17 protein-coding genes are annotated in these 21,109 nt (G+C 75.3%); 4 read left to right on the top strand and 13 right to left on the bottom strand.

Annotated elements, in window-relative coordinates; all coding sequences use genetic code 11:
- The first annotated feature begins 19 nt into the window (after positions 1-19).
- Together ACIF6L_RS09895 and ACIF6L_RS09890 are read left to right on the top strand one after the other, a co-directional pair.
- On the top strand, positions 20-454 hold the full coding sequence (locus tag ACIF6L_RS09895) for a VOC family protein (RefSeq protein WP_329490655.1): 435 nt from the start codon (positions 20-22) through the stop codon (positions 452-454).
- Between the two features lie 499 nt (positions 455-953).
- Positions 954-3,086: a hypothetical protein gene (locus ACIF6L_RS09890; protein ID WP_396487715.1), complete on the top strand. Its 2,133-nt coding sequence runs from the start codon at positions 954-956 to the stop codon at positions 3,084-3,086.
- Between the two features lie 112 nt (positions 3,087-3,198).
- On the opposite strand, the gene ACIF6L_RS09885 is transcribed toward ACIF6L_RS09890, so the two are convergent.
- The 4 genes from ACIF6L_RS09885 to ACIF6L_RS09870 all read right to left on the bottom strand — a co-directional run bounded on the left by ACIF6L_RS09885 (position 3,199) and on the right by ACIF6L_RS09870 (position 8,015).
- Complete coding sequence (locus ACIF6L_RS09885) at positions 3,199-4,560, bottom strand: S8 family serine peptidase (protein WP_396487713.1); 1,362 nt, start codon at positions 4,558-4,560, stop codon at positions 3,199-3,201.
- 196 nt (positions 4,561-4,756) lie between these two features.
- Positions 4,757-5,515 carry a 3-oxoacyl-ACP reductase FabG gene (fabG, locus tag ACIF6L_RS09880; RefSeq protein WP_329490658.1) on the bottom strand — a complete coding sequence of 253 codons (759 nt, stop codon included), beginning with the start codon at positions 5,513-5,515 and terminating at the stop codon, positions 4,757-4,759.
- A gap of 119 nt (positions 5,516-5,634) precedes the next feature.
- Positions 5,635-6,822 carry a thiolase family protein gene (locus ACIF6L_RS09875; protein ID WP_396487711.1) on the bottom strand — a complete coding sequence of 396 codons (1,188 nt, stop codon included), beginning with the start codon at positions 6,820-6,822 and terminating at the stop codon, positions 5,635-5,637.
- A 44-nt stretch (positions 6,823-6,866) separates the two neighbouring features.
- Entirely contained in the window at positions 6,867-8,015 is a 1,149-nt protein-coding gene (locus ACIF6L_RS09870) for an acyl-CoA dehydrogenase family protein (RefSeq protein ID WP_359809935.1), read from the bottom strand.
- 133 nt (positions 8,016-8,148) lie between these two features.
- Between ACIF6L_RS09870 and ACIF6L_RS09865 the strand changes: the two genes are divergently transcribed.
- Complete coding sequence (locus tag ACIF6L_RS09865; protein ID WP_396487709.1) at positions 8,149-8,856, top strand: TetR/AcrR family transcriptional regulator; 708 nt, start codon at positions 8,149-8,151, stop codon at positions 8,854-8,856.
- On the opposite strand, the gene ACIF6L_RS09860 is transcribed toward ACIF6L_RS09865, so the two are convergent.
- The 7 genes from ACIF6L_RS09860 to ACIF6L_RS09830 form a co-directional block, all read right to left on the bottom strand.
- Positions 8,799-9,902, bottom strand: a complete 1,104-nt coding sequence (locus ACIF6L_RS09860) for a nitric oxide synthase oxygenase (protein WP_396488175.1) — start codon at positions 9,900-9,902, stop codon at positions 8,799-8,801. The two genes, ACIF6L_RS09865 and ACIF6L_RS09860, sit on opposite strands and share 58 nt — an antisense overlap.
- A gap of 456 nt (positions 9,903-10,358) precedes the next feature.
- Positions 10,359-11,789 carry a sugar porter family MFS transporter gene (locus ACIF6L_RS09855; protein WP_396487708.1) on the bottom strand — a complete coding sequence of 477 codons (1,431 nt, stop codon included), beginning with the start codon at positions 11,787-11,789 and terminating at the stop codon, positions 10,359-10,361.
- A 118-nt stretch (positions 11,790-11,907) separates the two neighbouring features.
- On the bottom strand, positions 11,908-12,891 hold the full coding sequence (gene egtD / locus ACIF6L_RS09850) for an L-histidine N(alpha)-methyltransferase (protein WP_329490663.1): 984 nt from the start codon (positions 12,889-12,891) through the stop codon (positions 11,908-11,910).
- 52 nt (positions 12,892-12,943) lie between these two features.
- Entirely contained in the window at positions 12,944-13,681 is a 738-nt protein-coding gene (gene egtC, locus ACIF6L_RS09845; protein ID WP_359809943.1) for an ergothioneine biosynthesis protein EgtC, read from the bottom strand.
- Complete coding sequence (gene egtB, locus ACIF6L_RS09840) at positions 13,681-15,099, bottom strand: ergothioneine biosynthesis protein EgtB (protein ID WP_396487705.1); 1,419 nt, start codon at positions 15,097-15,099, stop codon at positions 13,681-13,683. Before egtB ends, egtC begins: the two co-directional genes overlap by 1 nt.
- Positions 15,096-16,349 carry an ergothioneine biosynthesis glutamate--cysteine ligase EgtA gene (gene egtA / locus ACIF6L_RS09835; protein ID WP_396488174.1) on the bottom strand — a complete coding sequence of 418 codons (1,254 nt, stop codon included), beginning with the start codon at positions 16,347-16,349 and terminating at the stop codon, positions 15,096-15,098. Before egtA ends, egtB begins: the two co-directional genes overlap by 4 nt.
- A 219-nt stretch (positions 16,350-16,568) precedes the next feature.
- A complete protein-coding gene (locus ACIF6L_RS09830) occupies positions 16,569-17,777 on the bottom strand; it encodes an aminotransferase class I/II-fold pyridoxal phosphate-dependent enzyme (RefSeq protein WP_396487703.1) in 1,209 nt (402 codons plus the stop codon).
- A 211-nt stretch (positions 17,778-17,988) separates the two neighbouring features.
- On the opposite strand from ACIF6L_RS09830, the gene ACIF6L_RS09825 reads away from it, so the two are divergent.
- Positions 17,989-18,603 carry an antibiotic biosynthesis monooxygenase gene (locus ACIF6L_RS09825; protein WP_359809949.1) on the top strand — a complete coding sequence of 205 codons (615 nt, stop codon included), beginning with the start codon at positions 17,989-17,991 and terminating at the stop codon, positions 18,601-18,603.
- A 3-nt stretch (positions 18,604-18,606) separates the two neighbouring features.
- Here the strand turns inward: ACIF6L_RS09825 and ACIF6L_RS09820 are convergent, their stop codons facing one another.
- Both ACIF6L_RS09820 and ACIF6L_RS09815 read right to left on the bottom strand, forming a co-directional pair.
- Positions 18,607-19,098 carry an SRPBCC family protein gene (locus ACIF6L_RS09820; protein ID WP_396487701.1) on the bottom strand — a complete coding sequence of 164 codons (492 nt, stop codon included), beginning with the start codon at positions 19,096-19,098 and terminating at the stop codon, positions 18,607-18,609.
- Between the two features lie 81 nt (positions 19,099-19,179).
- A complete protein-coding gene (locus ACIF6L_RS09815; RefSeq protein ID WP_359809953.1) occupies positions 19,180-20,961 on the bottom strand; it encodes a glycoside hydrolase family 15 protein in 1,782 nt (593 codons plus the stop codon).
- Positions 20,962-21,109: the final 148 nt, after the last annotated feature.

The raw sequence follows: 21,109 nt of genomic DNA, 5'->3' as shown, positions 1-21,109 counted from the left end.
CGGGCGGTACGGTCCTGTCATGGCAGCCAGAATCGACCTGACCCTCGATTGCGCGGACGCTCAGCTCCTCGCCGCCTTCTGGAAGACGGCGCTGGGCTACGTCGACGAGCCGCCGCCCGCCCCCTTCGCGACCAGGGCGGAGTGGCTCGCGCAGTTCGACCTGCCGGAGGACGAGTCCGAGGACGACGGGGCCTGGCTCTGCGACCCCGACGGGGTCGGCCCCCGGCTCACCCTGCTCAAGGTCCCCGAGCCCAAGACCGCGAAGAACCGGCTCCACGTCGACGTCCGGGTCCCGGGGCACGGCAGCCCCGAGGAGCGGTGGGCCCGGATCCGGGCGGAGGCCGGGCGGCTGGTGCGGGCGGGCGGGAGCGTCCTCGCGGAGTTCGACGGGCACCACGTGGTGATGGCCGACCCGGAGGGCAACGAGTTCTGCGTCGCCGCGGGCCCGGCCTGAGGCCCGCGGCTTCGCCGGGGCGGACGCCCCGTCACCGGGGCGGCCCGTTGCACGATGGGGTCGGATCACGGGGTCGGAAGGGCAGGCCCGCCGACCGGCGGCGGTTCGCGTCAGGGGCGGCGACCCTCCGGTCACCGGCCGTCAGAAGCCCCGGGGCGCAGGGCCGCCCGCGCGGCGGGCGGAGCGCCGACCGTGCCGTCCGCCCACGGCCGTTCGGGCGCGTACGTGCGTGCGGGCCCGCCCGGCGGACGCCCGGGCGCGGCGGCTGAGCAGCGGCGACGCGGCGGGCCCCGGCGGCGGGGCGGTGATCGCCCACCCGGCCTGGCTCGGGTGTGCCGGGATCTCGTAGGGTGGCGCTGACGGACGTGGTCGCAGGCGCCACGGGCAAGGGCAGCAGACGCCGCTCAGCGGCGGGGCGGGGCGGTGACCAGAGATGGCGGAGTCGACAGCTGTCCCAGGAGGCCCCGATCCCGGTGCGGACCAGGGCCCCGGGGATGCCGTGCCGCCGTGGCCGCCGCGCAATCCGTACGAGGAGCACCCGCCCGGTCCCGCGGCCCTCTACGAGCCGCCCGCGGCCGTCCCGGCCGCCGTGCAGACCGCCGCGCCGGTGTCCGTCCCGGCTCCGGCCCTGTACGAGCCGCCCGTCCCGGCCCCGGCCGCGCCGATGGCGCCGCCCACCGGCTGGACCATGACCGGGATGTCCGTCGTCGCCCCGCCGCCCGCCGCGGCGGCGCCCGCCGCACCGTCCACCGCCACCCCGCTGCCGTTCACCGTCCCGGGCGGCACCCCGGCGCACGGCACGACTCCCGCGCACGGCACGGCCCCCGCCCACGGCTTCGGCGCCGGACCGGGCGGTCTCGGGTCCGCGCCGCGCGGGCGGATCCTGGTGGTCGAGGGCGGCTACGGCAACGCCGGCCGCCGGACCTGGGGGCGCGGCGGACCCGCCCAGGCGCCCGTCCTCTCCGCGATGCTCGCCGCCGTCTCGCCCCAGGTGCTCCTCGCGGCCGACGCGGTGGACGCCGTCCACCTCCCCGGCGCCAGCGACCCGCACACCGTGCTCGCCCACCTGCGCGCCGCCGCCCGGCACCCCGGTCCGCTGCTCGTCCACCTCGGCGGCCACCTGCTCGCCGACAAGCGCGGCGGCCAACTCCACCTCACCCTGCGGGACTCGAAGTCGGGGAGCATCCGCCAGGACGGCATCGCCTGGCAGTCCGTCGCCGCCGAGCTGCGTCACCGGCCCGCCGACTGGCAGACACTCGTGATCGCCGACCTGAGCGCCGATCAGAACGCCTGGCCCTACCTGCAGGGCACCGTCTCGCCGCTCGCCGACGGCCTTCCGCTCTGGGCGGTGGTCAGCCCGGACCCGGAGCAGATCGGCACCTTCACCCGCGCGCTGATCGAGGCCCTGCACGGGGGACGCCCGGGTGCCGAGGCCGTCCTCGCGCCCGAACAGCTGCGCCAGCAGGTGTACTCGGTGCTGCGCCCGGACGTCGTCATCCTCGCCACCCACGCGCCGAACCGGCCGTTCTTCCGCAACACCGCCCGGCGGACGGACAGCGTGCTGCCGGAGGCCGTCCCGTACGAGGGCCCGCGCCCCGCCGCGCTGCTGCCCCGTCCGCCGGTCCAGCGCGACGCCGCCCCTGCCGCCCGTCCCGCCGTGACCCTCGACAAGGCCGCCGCTCCGGTCTTCCCGGCACCCGGCTCGGCACCCGCGGCCGGCTCGGCACCCGCGCCCGTGCCGCTGAGACCTGCCGCGGTGGCGCCGTCCGACGGACCGGTGAACCTGCTGAAGCCCGGCGTGCCGCCGACACCCCCGCCCCCGGCGCGGCCGGTCGACCTGCTGAAGGCCTACGCCTGGCGCCCGCCGGTGACGTCGGGCGTGACCCTGGGCAAGGCGCCGTCCACGGACGCGCGCCCGGCGGACGAGGCGGCCGCGCAGGCGGCACCCGCCGACGCGGCACCCGCCGACGCGGCACCCGCCGACGCGGCACCCGCCGACGCGGCACCCGCCGACGCGGCACCCGCCGCCGAGGTGCCCGCGGACCGCGGGCCGGCCGAGGTGCCGCCGGTGGACGGGCCCGCGGAGGCGCAGCCGAAGGACGCCGCGCCCGAGCCGGAGCCCGCGCCCGAGCCGGAGCCCGAACCGGCTCCCGCCCCCGAAGCCCCCGCCCTCGAGGCGCCCCGCCCCCGCGACGACTACCGCGAGGTGATCGGCCGCATCGTCCGCAGCGCCGACGCCGGGGACCACGCCGCCGCCACCGACCTCGCCTTCGCCCTGGAACTGGAGGCGATCGCCGAGCACGGCGCCGTCTCCGCGCCCGTGCTCCAGGTGCGGCAGGTCCGCGCGCACGTCTGCCGGCTGGCCGGGAAGTCGGTCGAGGCGGCGGACATCTACCGCGAGGTGGCCCTGACGCTGCTGCGCTCCCAGGGTCCGGACTACCCGGAGACCCAGCAGGCGGCCACCAACGCCGAGGCCTGCTGGCGGGCGATCGCGGACCGCGCGGAGGCGATCCGGATCGCCCCCGAGATCATCGAGATGCGGGCCCACCTCCCGGGCCCCGACGGACGCAAGCTGCGCGCCGCCGAACGCCACCTGGCCCAGCTCGCCGCCCCCCGCCCCGACCCCGCCTGAGCCGTCACCCGGCGCACCGCCGCACCGATGCCCCGGCACGGCGGAGCGGGCGGCCCACCCGGCCGCCCGCTCCGCCGCACCCGGCTCCAGGCTCCCGGCGCCCGGACCGGCGCTACCGGCCCGCGAGGGCGTGCACGAACCTGGCGGCGTCGATGGTGCCGAGCCCGCTGGCGAGGTCGTAGCCCTTGGCGGCCCGGTAACCCGTCACCGTGTCCCAGGAGTTGTCGCCCGCCGTCACGTCGACCAGGCCGCTCCACTGCTGCGGGAGCAGGGCGAGGCCGTAGAGCCGCCCGTTGAGCTGACCGAGCCGGCGCCCGGCGAGCTGGTCGGCGAGCGCGACGACGCCGGAGAAGATCGGGGTCGCCTCGCTGGTGCCGCCGGTGATGTGCCAGCCGGCCGTCGCCGGGTCGTAGGACTCGTACGTCCAGGCCGCGCCGTCGACCGCCGCGCTCATGCTGAGGTCGGGCGTGCCGCGGTGGTTGCCGGTGACGCGGGCGACGCCGGCCTGGTACCAGGGGCGTGCGAAGACGGCGGAGGTCCCGCCGCCGCCCGCGCCCCAGCTGTCGTGCCAGACCTGGTCGGGGGCGGTCCGCCGGCCCGCGTCGTCCAGGCTGAGCCGGGTGCCGCCGACGGAGGTGACCAGCGGGTCGGCGGAGGGCCAGGAGTTGACCCTGCCCGGGTAGAGGTCCTCACCGTTGGCCTGGTAGTCGGTGGCGCCGGTGTCGCCGGAGGCGGCGAGTACGGTCACGTCGTGTGCGGCGGCCTCCTGGAAGGCGTACCGCAGGCCGGTGAGCGAGCTGAAGTCGCCCTTGTCGAAGCCGGGGAAGGTGTTCTCGGTGGCGCCGAAGCTCTGCGAGATCACATCGGCGCGGCCGGACTTGATGAGGGCCTTCTCGGCGTCCATCATCTCGGGCAGCCCGGTCGTCCCCTCGGTCTCGGAGACGCCGGTCTCGACCAGGATGATGTGCGCGCCGGGGGCGACGGCGTGGGCGTACTCGACGTCGAGGGTACTCTCGCCGGCCCAGCCGGTGTGATCGGGGTTGGTCGGGTCGAAGACCGGGACGTCGCCCCACTTGACCACCTCGACCTGGGTGTCCGGGATTCCCCACTGCTTGTCGAAGACCTCCAGGTCGTGCTGGATGGTCGGGGAGCCGAAGGAGTCGACGATGACGATCGTGCGGCCCTTGCCGGTGATGCCCTCGCGGTACAGCGGGTCGAGGTTGTAGGCGGTCCGGTACTGGAGCGGGGAGTAGCAGTGGATGCCGATCTGGCTGACGCACTGGGAGGTGGGCAGGGGCGCGTCCCGGCCGGCGGCGCTGAGGTGGCCCGTCGAGGCGGGGCGGACGTGGACGCCCGCGAGGCCGGCGGCGGCCGCCGGGTGGACGGCCGGGACGCCGAGCGTGCCGGCCGTCAGGGCGGTGGCCCCGACGGCGAGCAGGGCCAGGGCACGGCGGAGGGTGGCGGGGCTGCCCATGGGACTCCTTGGGACGCAGGGCCCGACCTGGACCGGTCGGGTCGGTCCGGCCATCCCATCGACAGCAGCATGATCATGCCATAGTCATTCCGTACCCGTCGGCATGCTCGCGCAGGCCACCGGAAAGGGTAAAGGCCGTCCCAGGTGAAGGTAACCCACCACCCGGGACGGCCATCTGACGAAACGTCAGAAGATCTCAGCGTGCCCCACCGTTGACGTACAGCGTCTGCCCGCTGACGTAGGAGGCGTCCTCGCTGGCGAGGAAGGCGACCACCGAGGCGATCTCCTCCGGCCGGCCGACCCGCCGCAGCGGCGTCCGGGCGGAGACCTCCGCCTGGTGGTCCTCGGCCGTCGCGCCGACCCGCTCGGCGGTGGCGGCGGTCATCGCGGTGGCGATGTAGCCGGGGGCGACGGCGTTCACGTTGATGTTGAACGGACCCAGCTCGATCGCCAGCGTGGCGGTCAGGCCCTGGATGCCCGCCTTGGCGGCGGCGTAGTTGGCCTGGCCCCGGTTGCCGAGCGCCGAGCGCGAGCTGAGCGAGACGATCTTGCCGTACTTCTGGGCGGTCATGTACTTCTGCGCCACGTGGCTGCAGTTGTAGGCGCTGGTCAGATTGACCGTCAGCACCGCGTCCCAGTCGGGCCTGGTCATCTTGAAGAAGAGGTTGTCCCGGGTGATCCCGGCGTTGTTCACCAGGATGTGCACCCCGCCGAAGTCCCCGGCGACCTCGGCGAAGACCGCCTCCACCGCGTCGTAGTCGGCCACGTCGCAGCCGTACGCCCGCGCGGTGCCGCCCTTGGCGGTGATCTCCTCGACCGTGCCGGCGGCCCGCTCGGCGGTCAGGTCGACCACCGCGACGGCGGCCCCCTCCTCGGCCAGCAGCCGCGCGGTGGCCGCGCCGATGCCCTGGGCCGCACCGGTGACGACGGCGACCTTTCCTGCGAAACGGGTCACGACAACTCCTTCGACTTCGACTTCGGCTGCGATGGGAACTGCGCCTGCGACTGCGCCCGCGACCGCGAGGTCGGCCTCGCGGTCGGCCTGGATTCGGAGGACGGGACGGCGGCCGGCGCTCAGGGGGATTCGACCAGGACGGCGGTGCCCTGGCCGACTCCGACACACATGGTGGCCAGCCCGCGCCGGGTGCCGTTGCGGCGCATCCGGTGCAGCAGGGTGGTGAGGATCCGCGCGCCGGAGCCGCCCAGCGGGTGGCCGAGCGCGATCGCCCCGCCGGTCGGGTTGACCAGCTCGGGGTCGAGGCCCAACTGGTCGACGCTGGCGAGCACCTGCGCGGCGAAGGCCTCGTTGAGCTCGGCCTCCTCCAGGTCGGCGACGGACCAGCCGACCCGGCGGAGCGCCTTGCGGGTGGCGGGCACCGGGCCGATGCCCATCACGTCCGGGTGCACCCCGGCCGAGGCGCCGGCCACGTACCGGCCGAGCGGCCGCAGGCCCAGCTCGCCCAGGACCTCCTCGCTGACCAGCACCAGGCCGGCCGCCCCGTCGTTCATCGGCGAGGCGTTGCCCGCCGTCACCGTGCCGCCCGGGCGGAAGGCCGGCTTCAGCCGGGCGAGCTTCTCCGGGCCGGTGTCCTCCCGGATGCTCTCGTCCTGGTGGACGGTCACGCCGTCCGGCCGCTCGACCGGGACCAGCTCGGCGTCGAAGTGGCCGTCCTTGCGGGCGGCGGCGGCCAGCCGGTGGCTGCGGAGCGCGAAGGCGTCCTGGCGCTCCCGGGTGATGCCGTGGCGGGCGGCGACCTCCTCGGCGGTCTCGCCCATCGAGAGCACGCCGTGCAGCTCGGCCATCCGCGGGTTGGTGAGCCGCCAGCCGAGCCGGGTGTCGAAGGTCTCGATCCGGTGCGGCAGCGCCTCGTCGGGCCGGGGGAGGACGAAGGGGGCGCGGGTCATCGACTCGCAGCCGCCGGCCAGCACCACGTCGGCCTCGCCCGAGCCGATCGCCCGGGCGGCCTGGGTGACGGCCTCCAGGCCGGAGGCGCAGAGCCGGTTGACGGTGGCGCCGGGGACGCTGTCGGGCAGGCCGGCGAGCAGCACGGCCATCCGGGCGGCGTTGCGGTTGTCCTCGCCGGCCTGGTTCGCGGCGCCCCAGTAGACGTCGTCGATCCGGGCCGGGTCGAGGGTGGGGACATCGGCGAGCAGGGCGCGCAGCACGGTGGCCGAGAGGTCGTCCGGGCGGACCGTGGCGAGCGCTCCGCGCAGCCGGCCGATGGGTGTGCGGCGGGCTGCGGCGAAGTAGACAGGACGCACGTCGTCGGGCTCCTTATCCGGTGGGGTTGTCCGGTGAGTGGCGGTCAGAAGGCGTTGACGCCGGTGAGCGAACGCCCGATGAGCAGCTTGTGGATCTGGCTGGTGCCCTCGTAGAGGGTCATCACCCGCGCGTCGCGCAGGTACTTGCCGACCGGGTACTCGTCGATGAACCCGTAGCCGCCGAAGACCTGGAGCGCGTTGTTGGCGGCCCGGACGGCGGCCTCGCTCGCGTAGAGCTTGGCGACGGAGGACTCGGTGGCGAACGGCAGGCCGCGCTCGATGTGGTCGGCGACCTTCCAGGTGAGCAGCCGGGCGGCCTCGACGTCCACGGCGATGCCGGCGAGCAGCTCCTGGACCAGCTGGTGCGAGGCGATCGGCCGGCCGAACTGCTCGCGCTCGCCGGCGTAGTGGACGGCGGCCTCCAGGCAGGCCCGGGCGATGCCGACGCAGCCGGCCGCCACCGACATCCGGCCCTTGGCCAGGGCGGCCATCGCCACCGTGAAGCCCTTGCCGAGCTCGCCCAGCCGGGCCCCGTCGGGGACGCGGACGGCGTCGAAGGCGAGTTCGGCGGTGGCCTGGCCGCGCAGGCCGAGCTTGCCGTGGATCTCGGTGCGGGTGAAGCCGGGCAGGTCGGTGGGGACGAGGAAGGCGGTGATGCCCCGGTGGCCCGGTCCGCCCGTGCGGGCGAAGACCAGCGCGACATCGGCCCACGTCCCGTTGGTGATGAACATCTTGGCGCCGCTGATCAGCCAGTCGTCGCCGTCCCGGACCGCCCGGGTGGTCAGGTTGGCGGCGTCCGAGCCGGTGCCGGGTTCGGTGAGGGCGAAGCAGCCGAGCGACTCGCCGGAGGTGAGCCGGGGCAGCCAGTGCCGCTTCTGCTCCTCGGTGCCGTAGCCGTTCACCGACTTGGCGACCAGGCCGAGCGAGACCGAGACGATGCCGCGCACGGCGGAGTCGCCCCGGCCCAGCTCCTCCAGGGCCAGGCAGTACGCGAGGTGGTCGCCGCCGCTGCCGCCGTACTCCTCGGGGATGGTGAGGCCGAGCAGGCCGATGCCGGCGAGCTTGCCGATCACCGCCCGGTCGACGGACTCGGCCCGGTCCCAGGCGGCCGCGTGCGGGACGATCTCGCGGTCGGTGAAGGCCGCCGCGAGGTCCCGGAGGGCGGCCTGCTCCTCGGTCAGCTCCAGATTCATCGCGCCACCTCGTCGGGCTCCGGTAAACTAGCGGTGCAAGTTTTACCGGGACTGTAGCCCCGACCGGGCCGCGCTGGGAAGAGGCGCCTGCCAGAATCGGTCCTCACCCCACTCGACCGGAGGAACCGCGACGATGGCCCGCCCGCGCACACCCCTGCTCAGCCGCGAGCTCATCGTCGCCACCGCGCTGCGGCTGATCGACGCCGAGGGGCTGGACGCCCTCTCCACCCGCCGCCTGGCCACCGAGCTGTCGGTCAGCGGGCCGTCGCTCTACAACCACGTCGCGACCAAGGACGAGCTGCTGGACGCGGTGGTGGACAGCGTGATGGGGGAGGTCGACCTGTCGATGTTCACCGCCGGCGCGCCGTGGCCGCGGGCGCTGCGCGACTGGGCCCGCTCCTACCGCGCCGCGCTGGCCGCGCACCCCAACATCGTGCCGGTGCTGGCCCAGGGCCCCGGCCGCCGCCCGAACGCGCTGCGGCTGGCCGACGCCGTCTTCGGCTGCCTGGTCGAGGCCGGCTGGCCGCGCGGGCAGGCCACCCGGATCGGCGCGCTGATGCGGTACTTCGTCACCGGCTCGGCGCTGGCCTCCTTCGCGGCGGGCTTCCCCGAGGACGCCGGGCTGTACGACGCCGCCGACTACCCGCACCTCGGCGAGGCCCACCGGCTGGCCGAACACCGGGGCGCGATCGACGAGGGCGCCTTCGAGACCGGTCTCGAAGCGCTGCTCGACGGGCTGCTGCTCCGGTACGAGCGGACGGTCGGCGGGGCGGCGCCGCGGCCTCACCAGGGCTCGCGCGCCACGAAGGCGGGGCGCAGCGACGGGTCCACCGGGTCGTAGTAGCGGTGGTAGACCGGGGTCAGCCCGCCGGAGACCGGCGGCACGATCCAGCTCCAGTCGGCGGGGGTGGGCCGCCCGAGCCGCTTCTCCTGGGCGATGTGCTTCAGGAACCGCTCCGACTCGGTGTGGTGGTCGGCGATCGTCACTCCGGCCTCCTGGAACGAGTGCAGCACCGCGACGTTGAGCTCCACCAGCGCGCGGTCGCGCCAGAGCGTGCGGTCGCTGGAGGTGTCCAGGCCGAGCCGGTCGGCGACGGTCGCCAGCATGTCGTACCGGTCGGCGTCGGCGAGGTTGCGGGCGCCGATCTCGGTGCCCATGTACCAGCCGTTGAACGGGGCGGTGGGGTAGCGCACGCCGCCGATCTCCAGCGTCATGTCGCTGATCGCGGGCACCGTGTACCAGCGCAGGCCGAGCTCGGCGAACCACGGGTGGTCGGGGTGGCTGAGCTCGACCTCGGGGGTGGTGTCGTCCGGCAGTTCGTACCACTCGGGGCGGGCACCGGGCCGCTCCTGCACCAGTAGCGGCAGCACCTCGAAGCGCTCCTCGCCGCACTTCCAGCCGAGGTCCCGGGCGCGGGCCGCCAGCCGCGCGCCCGCCGGGTCCCCGACGAAGCCGTGCCCGGTGGGCCGGCCGGCGTAGCGGACCAGCTGCTGGTTGAGGATGCGGGCGGCCGGGCGGCCGGGCCGGTCGGGGGCGAACACCGAGATCACCGGGCGGATCCGGCCGCCGTTGGAGGCCACCCGCAGGTGTTCGAAGCACTCGGTGGCGATGTCGTCGGCCGAGGCCAGGTGCCGCAGGTCCCGCACCACCAGGCTGCGCCAGTACAGCCGGCCGATGCAGCGGGCCGCGTTGCGCCAGGCGAGCCGGGCGCCGTAGGCGAGTTCGGCAGGGGTGTGCTGGTAGGTGCCGGTGCGGTCGATCTCGTCCAGGACCGCCAGCACCCGCCCGGTCGGGTCGCCGGCGCCCGGCTGCTCGCGGTGGAACTGGCGGACGAAGTCGGCGGCCGCGTCGGGGTCGGTGAAGGGCTCGGCGAGCGGCTGGGCCACGGGTCCGGTGAACGCCTCGCCGAACGCCTCGCGGAACGGCTCGGTGCGGAGACCGGCGAACGGATCGGTGCCGGTGGGGCGGTCGGCCACGGTGGGCCGCCCCGGGGTGGTCCGCCCGGCCTCGGCGCGCCCCGGGTCGACGAGGTACCGGACGCCGGTGCCGTGCACGGTGGTGGGCAGGGGTTCGGGCCCGTGCGGCGGCTCGGCGGCCGGGTGGGCGTGGGCGAACGGGCAGCCGACGCTCGGGGCCGGCACCGCGGCCGGCGTCGGAGCCGGTGCGGGGCGACGGGTCGAGCGGGTGCTGCGGGTGCGAAGCCGGTTGAAGATCAAGGACACATCCCTCCTGCCGAACAGGAGTACCGGAGGTAGGCGCCCCGCCGCAGAGAGTGAACGATTCGGCCCCCGCACCCGCGCCGAGGGCGCTAGGGTGCGGGGGCCGAAGGTCCGACAGTCGGATCAGCCCATGTCCTCCAGGCGGACGCCCTTGGTCTCCTTCATGTACTTCGCCACGAAGACCAGCGACAGGGCCGCGAAGCCCGCGTAGACCAGGTAGGTCGCCGACAGGTTCCAGCGCGAGAGCGAGGGGAACGACACGGTGATCGCCCAGTTGGCGATCCACTGCGCCGAGGCGGCGACGGAGAGCGCGGCGGCCCGGATCCGGTTGGGGAACATCTCGCCGAGCATCACCCAGACCACCACGCCCCAGGACATCGCGAAGAACAGCACGAAGGCGTTGGCGGAGATCAGCGCGACGGTGCCCTGGAGGTCGGGCAGGGCGACGTCGTCGCCGGTGCCGGTGGCCGAGGAGAACGCCCAGCCGCAGGCGGCCAGCGCGACGGCCATCCCGGCCGAGCCGATCAGGGCGAGCGGCTTGCGGCCGATCCGGTCCACCAGCAGGATCGCGACCACGGTGCCGAGGATGTTGATGACCGAGCCGATGAAGCTGATCAGCAGCGAGTTGCTCTGGTCGATGCCGACGGACTGCCAGAGGATCGACGAGTAGTAGAAGATCACGTTGATGCCGACCAGCTGCTGGAAGACCGAGAGGCCGATGCCGACCCAGACGATCGGCAGCAGGCCGAACCGGCCGCCGAGCAGGTCGCCGAAGCGCGGCCGGTGGTCGGAGGCGATCAGGCCCTGGATCTCGGCGATCCGCGCGTCGGTGTCGGCGCCCTCGCCCTCGACCTCGGTGAGCACCGTGCGGGCCTCGTCCAGCTGGCCGGCCGAGATCAGGTAGCGCGGGGACTCGGGGATCATCGAGGCGAGCACGAAGTAGACGGCGGCCGGCACGACGCAGATGCCGAGCATCCACTGCCAGGCCTCCAGACCGAGGAGCCGGCCGCGGGTGTCGCCGCCGGCGGCGTCCGCCAGGACCCAGTTGACCAGCTGCGAGATCGCGATGCCGAGGACGATCGCGGCCTGCTGGAAGGAGGCCAGCCGGCCCCGGTAGCGGGTCGGCGCGACCTCGGCGATGTAGGTCGGGGCGATCACCGAGGCGATGCCGATGGCCGCGCCGCCGAGGACCCGCCAGCCGGCGAGGTCCCAGGCGGCGAACGGCAGCATCGAGCCGACCGCGCTCACCGCGAAGAGCAGCGCGCCCGCCTTCATCACCTTGATCCGGCCGTACCGGTCGGCGAAGCGGCCGGCCAGCGCGGCGCCCACCGCCGAGCCCAGCAGCGCGGACGAGACGATCAGACCGGTGACGCCGTCCCCGACGCCGAACTTCTCCTGGATGCCGGAGACGGCGCCGTTGATCACGGAGCTGTCGTAGCCGAACAGGAACCCGCCGAGGGCCGCGGCGGCGGTGATGAACACGACGAAGCCGAGGCGGTCGGAGGATCGAACCTCCGCCGCCACGGGCTCCGAGGGCTGCTGGGTGACGCTCACGATCTTGACTCCTGATACTCAACGCTGAGCTTGGTAGCCGCGATCGTAACCCGTCAATGTTCAAGTGTTGTACGTGGGATGCCCGACAAGTCCCCTTGCTTATTAGTAAAGTGAACTGTCAAACCTGTTCGGCCACCGGCGAGGCCAGGGACAGCCCGAACCGGCCCTCCTCGTCCGTCCACCAGTGGCTCAGCCGCAGGCCGGCCGCCGCCAGCTCCTCGGCCACCCGCTCCCGGCGGAACTTGGCCGACACCTCGGTGCGCAGCTCCTCGCCCTTCTCGAAGTGGATCGGCAGGTCCAGCGCGGGGATCTTCACGGTCTGCTCCTGCAGCGAGCGCAGCCGCATCTCGATCCACTCCCGCTCCCGGTCCCAGAGCGCCACGTGCTCGAACGCGGTCGGGTCGAAGTCGGCGGACAGCTCCCGGTTCAGCACGTTGAGCACGTTCCGGTTGAACTCCGCCGTCACCCCCGCCGCGTCGTCGTAGGCGGCCACCAGCACCTGCGGGTCCTTGACCAGGTCGGTGCCGAGCAGCAGGAAGTCACCGGGGTCGAGCGCGGCCCGCAGGCGGCGCAGGAAGACCGCCCGCTCGGCGGGGAGCAGGTTGCCGAGGGTGCCGCCGAGGAAGGCGACCAGGCGCGGCCCGCCCTCCGGCGGTAGGCCGAGCCGGGCGGTGAAGTCGGCGAGCACCGCGTGCACGGACAGTCCGGGGAAGTCCAGGGCCAGTGCCTCGCCCGCCCCGGTCAGGGCGCTCTCGCTGACGTCCACCGGGACGTAGCTGTCCAGCGTGCCGAGGTCGCGCAGCGCGTTCAGCAGCAGCCTGGTCTTCTCCGAGGAGCCCGAGCCCAGCTCCACCAGCGTGCGGGCCCGGGTGGCGGCGGCGATCTCGCCGGCCCGGTCGGTGAGGATGGCCCGTTCGGCGCGGGTCGGGTAGTACTCGGGCAGCCTGGTGATCTCCTCGAACAGCTCGCTGCCCCGGGCGTCATAGAACCACTTCGGCGGCAGCCACTTGGGATCGGCGGTCAGCCCCTCGCGCACGTCGTGCCGCAGCGCGGTGCTGAAGTGGTCGGCGGGCAGCAGTCGGGTGAGATCAAAGATGCTCATGGCAGATGGATCCTCTGTTCAAAAAGTGAAGGTGAGAGGAGCGAGGGAGCTTTCAGAGCGGGCGGACCACGACGCCGTCCGGGCCGGCCAGCAGCAGCGAGCGGTCCGGGACGACGGTCCAGTCCGGGTGGTCGTCGTAGGGCTCGGAGGCCACCAGGACGCCCGCACCCGGCAGGCTCCGGTGGTGCAGCGTGTCACCCCAGGCGGTGGCGGCGATCGCCCGGCCGTCGGTCAGCAGCAGGTTGAGCCGGCCGGTGGTGTGCGCGGTCACGTCCGCGACGGCGCCGGCCAGGGCCTCGCCGAGGCCCGCGCCCGCGCGCAGCCGGTGCAGCGCGAGGCCCCAGAGCAGCGCCGAGTCCGTCCGGGCCGGCAGCTCCAGCAGCTCGGCCGGGGAGAGCCGCCCGGCCGCCGCGTCCAGCTTGTCCGGCCAGCCGGCCACCGCGCCGTTGTGGCTGAACAGCCAGGGCCCGGCGGCGAACGGCGCGGCCGCGTCCTCGCCCGCCGCGCAGCCCTCGGTGGCCGAGCGGACGGCCGCCACCAGCGCCCGGGTGCGGATCACCCGGGCGAGGTCGGCGAAGGAGGCGTCCGCCCAGATCGGTCCCGCCCGCCGGTAGCGGGCCGGGGTCGGGTCGCCGTCCGCGTACCAGCCGAGGCCGAAGCCGTCGGCGTTGACCGTGCCGTACTGCTGCGCCCGGGGGGCCCAGGACTGCCGGTAGAGCCCGAACGGCGGCTCCACCAGCAGCTCCCCGGGCGTCACCGGGGCGCCGAGGTAGGCGAGGTGGCGGCACATCAGCCGGCCGCCACGTCGGCCGCGGTGCGGAACCCGGCGAAGATCTGCCGCCGGACCGGGTAGTCCCAGTTGCGGAACGTGCCGCGGCAGGCCACCGGCGCGACCGCGAAGCAGCCGCCGCGCAGCACCTTGTACTCGGGCCCGAAGAAGACCTCCGAGTACTCCCGGTACGGCCAGGCCCGGAAGCCGGGGTAGGGGTGGAGGTCACTGGCCGTCCACTCCCACACGTCGCCCATCAACTGCCGTACGCCGTAGGGGGACTCGCCGGCCGGGTAGCTGCCGGCCGGGGCCGGGCGCAGATGGCGCTGGCCGAGGTTGGCGTGCTCCGGGGCGGGCGGGCCGTCGCCCCACGGGTAGCGGCGGGAGCGGTCGGTGGCCGGGTCGTGCCGGGCGGCCTTCTCCCACTCCGCCTCGGTCGGCAGCCGCCGCCCCGCCCAGCGGGCGTAGGCGTCCGCCTCGTACCAGCTGACGTGCAGCACCGGCTCGTCCTCGGGGACGGGCTCGACCGTGCCGAAACGGCGCCGCAGCCACCGCGCGCCCTCGCGGTGCCAGAACAGCGGGGCGGTCAGCCCGGCCCGCTGCCGGTGCTCCCAGCTCTCGGCCGTCCACCAGCGCGGGTCGTCGTAGCCGCCGTCGGCGATGAACCGCAGATAGGCGCCGTTGGTGACCGGCGTGGTGTCCAGCCGGAAGGCCGGCAGGTCGATCCGGTGCGCCGGGCGCTCGTTGTCCAGCGCCCACGGCTCGGTGTCCGTCCCCATGGTGAACGGGCCCGCGGGGACGAGCACGTCGGCGGGCAGCGCCGCCGCGTCCGCCGGGGCGGGCGGCGGCGGGGGAGCGGCCAGCGCGGGCTCGCCGCGGCGCAGCTGGTGGGTGACCAGCATGGTCTCGTCGTGCTGCTGCTCGTGCTGGGCGATCATGCCGAAGGCGAAGCCGGCGTCGAGCAGCGGAGCGCCCTCCAGCGGGCTGGCCTCCAGCAGGTCGAACACCCGGCCGCGGACTTCGTGCGCGTAGGCGCGCGCCTCGGCCGGCGGCAGCAGCGGCAGGCTGGGGCGTTCGGCGCGTGGGTGCTCGAAGGCGTCGTAGAGCGGGTCGATCTCGGGGCGCATCGGCTCCCGGCCGCCGATGTTGCGCAGCAGCCAGAGCTCCTCCTGGTTGCCGATGTGCGCGAGGTCCCAGACCAGCGGGGACATCAGCGGGGAGTGCTGGGCGGTGAGGTCGTGGTCCTCGACGCAGTCGGTCAGCGCGGCGGTGCGGGTCCGGGCGGCCAGCAGCTCGGTGGCGATCGCCTCGCGCAGGGCCGCCGGGGGCAGGCCCTCGGGGGACGGGCCGGCCGGCGGGGCGGGGGAGGCCGCGGGCGGAGACCCGGGGCCGGTCGCCCCGGCGGTGCGGGAGCCGGTCGGGCGGGCGTCGTCGATCATGGTGCGGCCTCCTCCGGGGGAGTGCGTCGGGTGCCGGAGCGCAGGGCGTCCAGCTGGTCGTCGGCCGGGCAGCGGCCGCGCGCGGGGTAGCGCTCGGCGAACTCGGCGACGGCGGTGCGCAGTCGCTCGGCGCCGGGCAGGCGGCCCAGCGCGGCATCGGCGGCGGCGAAGCAGGCGAGGGTGGCGCGGCGCAGCGCGGGATCGGCGACCGCCAGGGTGGCGGCCCGGCGCCATGCGTCGCTGCGCGGCGGGAGCGGCCCGGTGGCGCTCTCCAGCGGCTCCAGCGCGGCCAGCGCCGCGTCGGCGGCCTTCGGGTCGTCCAGCAGCGCGGTCACCAGGGCCGCGGGGACGATCCAGCCGTCGCCCGGCTGGGCGTCGATCATCCGCAGCTCCAGGTGGCCGTGCGGGCGGACCGGCGGGAACAGCGTGGTGCGGTGGTAGTCCAGGTCGGCGAGGGTCGGCGGGCGTTCGCCGCCGCCGCGCAGCCAGTCGAGGAAGGTCAGGCCGGCCGGCGCCGTCCACGGCAGGCCCTCGGGGCGCCGGATGCAGAGCACCTCGGCGTCCAGCACGTACCTGGTCCAGGCCTCGCGCGGGTCGCCGTGGTCGGGCGCCGGGGCGAGCGTGCGGGTGGGATCCATCCGGGACCAGACGATCTGCCGGGTGGACCGGTGCCCGGTGGGCTTCCCGTCCAGCAAGGGGGAGTTGGCGAAGGCGGCGACCAGGACCGGACCGAGCTGGTGGGTCAGGCGCCAGCGCCGGTCGAGCGCGTGCGGGCCGTCGGCAGCCCCCGCGTCCAGGCAGACCTGCACGGAGGCGGTGCCGGTCATCATGATCCGGCCCCAGGGTCCGGCGGAGTCGAAGAACCGTTCCATCGCGAGATAGCGGGGGTGGTCCAGCACCATCGTGCGGGGACGGGCCAGGGGGTCGGTACCGGTGCCGGTGAGCCGCAGGCCCTGGGCCGCGAAGGCGGCCCGCAGGGTGGCGAGATCACGGCGGGTGTCGTCGACGCAGGCGACGATGCCGTCGGCGGGCGGGGAGCTGAGCTCGACCTGTCCACCGGGTTCGAGGGTGAGGCGGGCACCGGACGGCAGGACCGTCCCGTCGGCGCCGCCCAGTGGCAGTGACTCCAGTGCGGCGTGCAGCCGCTCCGGTAGCACGGGGCCGGTCGGACATCGGTCGTCGTGGACGAACCACTCGACCTCCACGCCGACCAGCCGGGGCGGCCCGATCTTGAAGCAGACGCCGGCCATGTGGCGGCGCGCCGTCGACTCGGTGAGCGGGGTGACGCTTCCGGTGGGCGGATCGGTGCCCTGGCGGTCGGTCGGGCTGGTCGGGCTGGTCGGGCGAACGGGTATCACCGGACTCACCATCCTCGGGATCACGATTGCGGCCCGGTCTACCCTGCCCAGTCTGCTACGGACCATGCCGGGGCGCTCCGCAAACATCTCGTGAAGAGATGTCGTCGCAGGTCAGAGGCGGTGCAATCGGGTGATACCGGGATTTCGGAGCCGTTCCAGCCGGCTCACGGCCGCCGCCAGCGCGGGCTCCGGCAGGGCGTAGTTCAGCCGCAGCGAGCCCTCGCCGCCGGGGCCGAAGTCGCCGCCGTCGGAGGCCTCCAGGCGGCACCGCTCCAGCAGCGCCGCCCGGGCGCCTACGGGCGGCAGGCCGAGCGCGGCGGCGTCCAGCCAGAGCAGGTAGGAGGCCTCCGGCGCGGAGCGGACGGCCTCTCCGAGCACGCCGGTCAGCCGGTCCCGGGCGGCGGCCAGGTGGTCCAGCAGCGCGTCCAGCCACGGGCCGCCGTCGCGCAGCGCCGCCTCCTGCACCACCTGCTCCAGCAGCCCGCCCTCCCACAGGCCGTACCCGGCCATCACCCCGGTGAGCCGCTCGCGCAGCGCCGCGTCCGGCACGAGCGCGAAGCAGCTGGGGATGCCGGAGGTGTTGAAGGTCTTGCCGACCGAGTTGAGGGTGACGGTCCGATCCCGGTAGGGGCCCGCGACCGCGACGGCCACCGGGTGGCGGTGGCCCGGGTGGGTGAGGTCGCCGTGCACCTCGTCCGAGAGCAGCACCCCGCCGCCCCGGGCCGCCGCCTCGGCCAGGGCGCGGACCTCCGCGGCGGTCCAGACCCGGCCGGACGGGTTGTGCGGGCTGCTCAGCAGCACCGCCCCGGCCCGGTGCCCGGCGAAGGCGTCCAGCGGCAGCCGGTAGCCGGCGGCGTCCCGGGCCAGCGGCAGCTCCCGGTGGGCCACTCCGGCGGCCCGGCAGACCTGGGCGAAGCCGCCCCACTCCGGCGCCGGGAACAGCACCGGCCCGGTCGGTCGCACCGCCTCCAGCAGCAGCCGGACGGCGGTGCGCGGTCCGAACGGCAGCAGCAGCACCCACGCCGGGTCGATCTCCACCCCGTGCCGGTCCCGGTACCAGCGGGCCACCAGCTCCCGGCCGGCCGGGTCGCACACCGTGTACCCGTACGCCGGGTGCCGCGCGCGCCGGCCCAGCGCCGCCGCGACGGCCGGCGGGCCGGGCAGGTCCATGTCGGCCAGCCCCATCGCGATCACGCCGGCCGCACCGGCCGTCCGGGCCCACTTGCTGCTCCCGGTACCGGTCCGGTCGAAGGCCCGCCCGAAGAGCCGGTCGGGGGCGTGGCCGGGGTCGTGGCCGGGGTCGTCCGACGGGGTCGTCATGGCGGGCGCCTCCCGGGCGGCGGTGGGGGTCGGTCCCGGGCCACGCTAACCGCCCGGGCGGGCCCGGTCACCAGGGCGCGGGCGGGCCGCCGCCGGCACCGGCCCGCGTCCCGAGGAGCGGTCGGCAGGGGCGCGGCCGCCCGGCGGGGCCGTACGCTGCGGGACGGCTGCGACCGGGGACGCACGGGGACATCCGGAAAGGGCGGGACCGATGGGACTGGTGGGACTGCGAGGACGGGCGGGCCGGGCGGCGCCCGCGGCGGACCGGGGAGGGCCGGACGACGAGGTCACGCTGTTCGTGGCCCGGCGGGTCGAGCCCGGTCACGAGGAGGCGTTCGAGCGGTGGGCGAAGGGGATCCTCGCCGCGGCCGCCGGGCACGAGGGCAACCTCGGCACCGGACTGCTGCGCCCGGCCGGGCCGGACGACCCCTGGCACCTGCTGCTGCACTTCCGTGACGGCGGGGCGTTCCGTTCCTGGCAGGCCTCGCCGGCCCGGGCGGCCTGCTTCGCCGCGGCGGACGGGCACCACCACGAGGTGCACCGGCACGAGATCCTCGGGATGGAGGGCTGGTTCGCCACCACCCGGTCGGCGGCGAAGGGCCGCCCGCCGGTGCGCTGGCGGATGGCGGTCGCCTCCACGGTGGCGATCGCGCCGCTCACCGTCACCTCCGGGCTGCTGCTCACCCCGCATCTGGCCGGCCTGCCGGTGGCGGTCCGCGCCCTGGTCACCGCACCGCTGATCAGCGCGCTGATGACGTACGCGGCCCTGCCGGTGGTCACCCGGCTGCTGCGCGGCTGGCTGTTCGGCCGCACCGACCGGGTCTAGATGTCACGCCGGGCGGTCGGCAGGTGTGCCGCCCGCCCGGCCGCCCGGGTCCCGGCGGGCCAGGTGGGCGGCCAGGCCGCGGCGGCCGCGGCGCATCATGACGGCGTGGTTGGCGCGGAACACCGGGTGCAGCGGCACGGCGAGGCGCCGGAGCAGCGGGCGTCCGGGCCGGGCGTCCTCCTCGAACAGGGCGCGGGCGCCGGTGCCGTCCGCCCCGACCGTCCAGCGGGACCAGCCGACCAGGTCGCCCCGCATCGCGACCTCCAGGACGCCGGCCACCGGGTCGCGCCGCACCACGGTCAGCCCGATCACCAGCCGGTACGGCAGCAGTGCCCGGACCACCGCCTCGCCGTCGTCCGGGCCGAACCGCCGCACCGCGCGGATCTCGGGCCACCAGAGCGGGTAGCCCGGGACGTCCTCCAGCGCGGCGTACACCGCGGCCGGCGGCGCGGCCAGCCGCCACACGTCGCGGAACCGGTAGTGGTTGAGGTCCACGGCCGAACTCTAGGGCCTCCGGCCCGGCCCCCGGGGGGCGGACCTCCGGTGACCGGCTCCCCCGACCCCGGGGCCGGGGCCCTAGGCGGGCTCGGACAGTTCGAAGGCGGTGTTGACCAGGGCGACGTGGGTGAACGCCTGCGGGGTGTTGCCGAGTTGGCGGCGGGCGCGCGGGTCCCACTGCTCGGAGAGCAGGCCGAGGTCGTTGGCGAGCCCGACCACCCGGGCGAACAGGTCGCGGGCCTCGGCCCGCCGCCCGGTGGCGACGAGCGCGTCGGCGAGCCAGAACGAGCAGGCCAGGAAGGCGCCCTCGCCGCCGGGCAGGCCGTCGGTGTGCCGGTGCGTCCGGTAGCGCAGGACGAGGCCGCCGTGGTCCAGGCCGTCCCGGACGGCGTCCACGGTGCGGACCACGCGCGGGTCGTCCGGCGGCAGGAAGCCGCACTTGACGACGAACAGCGTGGCCGCGTCCAGGCCCTGCCCGCCGTAGTGCTGGACGAAGACGCCGCGCCGCCGGTCGTAGCCGTGCTCGCAGACGTCGGCGTGCACGGCGTCGCGCATCGCCCGCCAGCGGGCCACGGGCGCGGGCAGCCCGGTGGCCTCGGCCATCCGCACCGCGCGGTCGGCGGCGACCCAGGACATCACCTTGGAGTGGACGAAGTGGCGCCGCTCGCCGCGTACCTCCCAGAGGCCCTCGTCGGGTTCGCGCCAGTGCTGCTCCAGGTAGGCCATCAGGGCCCGTAACAGCGTCCAGACGTGCCGCTCCATCGGCAGGCCGGCCAGCAGCGCCAGGTGCAGGGTGTCCACCACCTCGCCGTAGACGTCGAGTTGGAGCTGGTCGACGGCGGCGTTGCCGAACCGGACCGGCCGGGAGCCCTCGTAACCGGGCAGCCAGTCGGCGGAGATCTCGCCGAGGACGCGCTCCCCGGCGACGCCGTAGACGGTCTGCAGGTCGCCCGGGTCGCCGGCGATGGCGCGCAGCAGCCAGCGGCGCCAGGCGGCGGCCTCGTCGCGGAAGCCGCCGCGGAGCAGCGCCGAGAGCGTCATCGAGGAGTCACGCAGCCAGCAGAAGCGGTAGTCCCAGTTGCGGGTGCCGCCGATCCGCTCGGGCAGTGCGGCGGTGGGCGCGGCGACGATCCCGCCGGTGGGCGCGTAGGCGAGTGCCTTGAGGGTGAGCAGCGAGCGCAGCACGGCCTCCCGCCACTCGCCCCGGTAGCGGCAGCCGGCCGCCCAGTGCTGCCAGTCGCGCAGCGTGGCGAGCAGGGCCTCCTCCGGGTCGGTGCGCGGTGAGGTGGGCAGGTGGGAGGGCTGCCAGGTGAGGACGAAGGGCACCCGGCTGCCGGCGGTGACGGTGAAGTCGGAGACGGTGACGCCGTCCACTCCGTAGGTGTGGACCTCGGGCGGCACCCGCAGCCAGGCGGAGTCGGGCCCGGCGACGGCGACCCGGTGCCGGCCGGTGCGGCGCACCCACGGCTCGATCCGGCCGTAGTTGAACCGCAGCCGCAGCTCGCCGCGGACCGGGACGCTGCCCTCGACGCCCTCCACGATCCGGATCAGCTGCGGGGAGCGCTGCCCGCCCCGGCCGCGCTGGGGCATGAAGTCGGTCACCCGGACGGTGCCGTCGGCGGTGTGCCAGTCGCTCTCCAGGACGAGGCTGTCGCCCCGGTAGCGGCGCGCGGAGCACCGCGCGCCGCCGGCCGGGGCGAGCCGCCAGGCGCCGTGCTGCCGGTCGCCGAGCAGCCCGGCGAAGCAGCTGGGGGAGTCGAACCGGGGCAGGCAGAGCCAGTCGACCGACCCGTCCCGCCCGACCAGCGCGGCGGTCTGCAGGTCGCCGATCAGGGCGTAGTCCTCGATCCGTCCGGCCATCGGGTCCATTCTCCGGCCGGGGCGCGTCCTCGGCAGGACGGGGCGATTCCGCTTGCACGCGTTCGGCGTGCAGAGGAGGATCTTGTGTGCTTGTAGTCTCATCAGAACCAGCAGTCCCACGGGGCGACTGGTTCACCGGAACCGGAAT

It is taken from the genome of Kitasatospora sp. NPDC086009, from assembly GCF_044540385.1.
Classification (GTDB): domain Bacteria; phylum Actinomycetota; class Actinomycetes; order Streptomycetales; family Streptomycetaceae; genus Kitasatospora.
The sequence above is the reverse complement of the archived record's forward strand: the minus strand, read 5'-3'. Positions and strand labels throughout refer to the sequence as shown.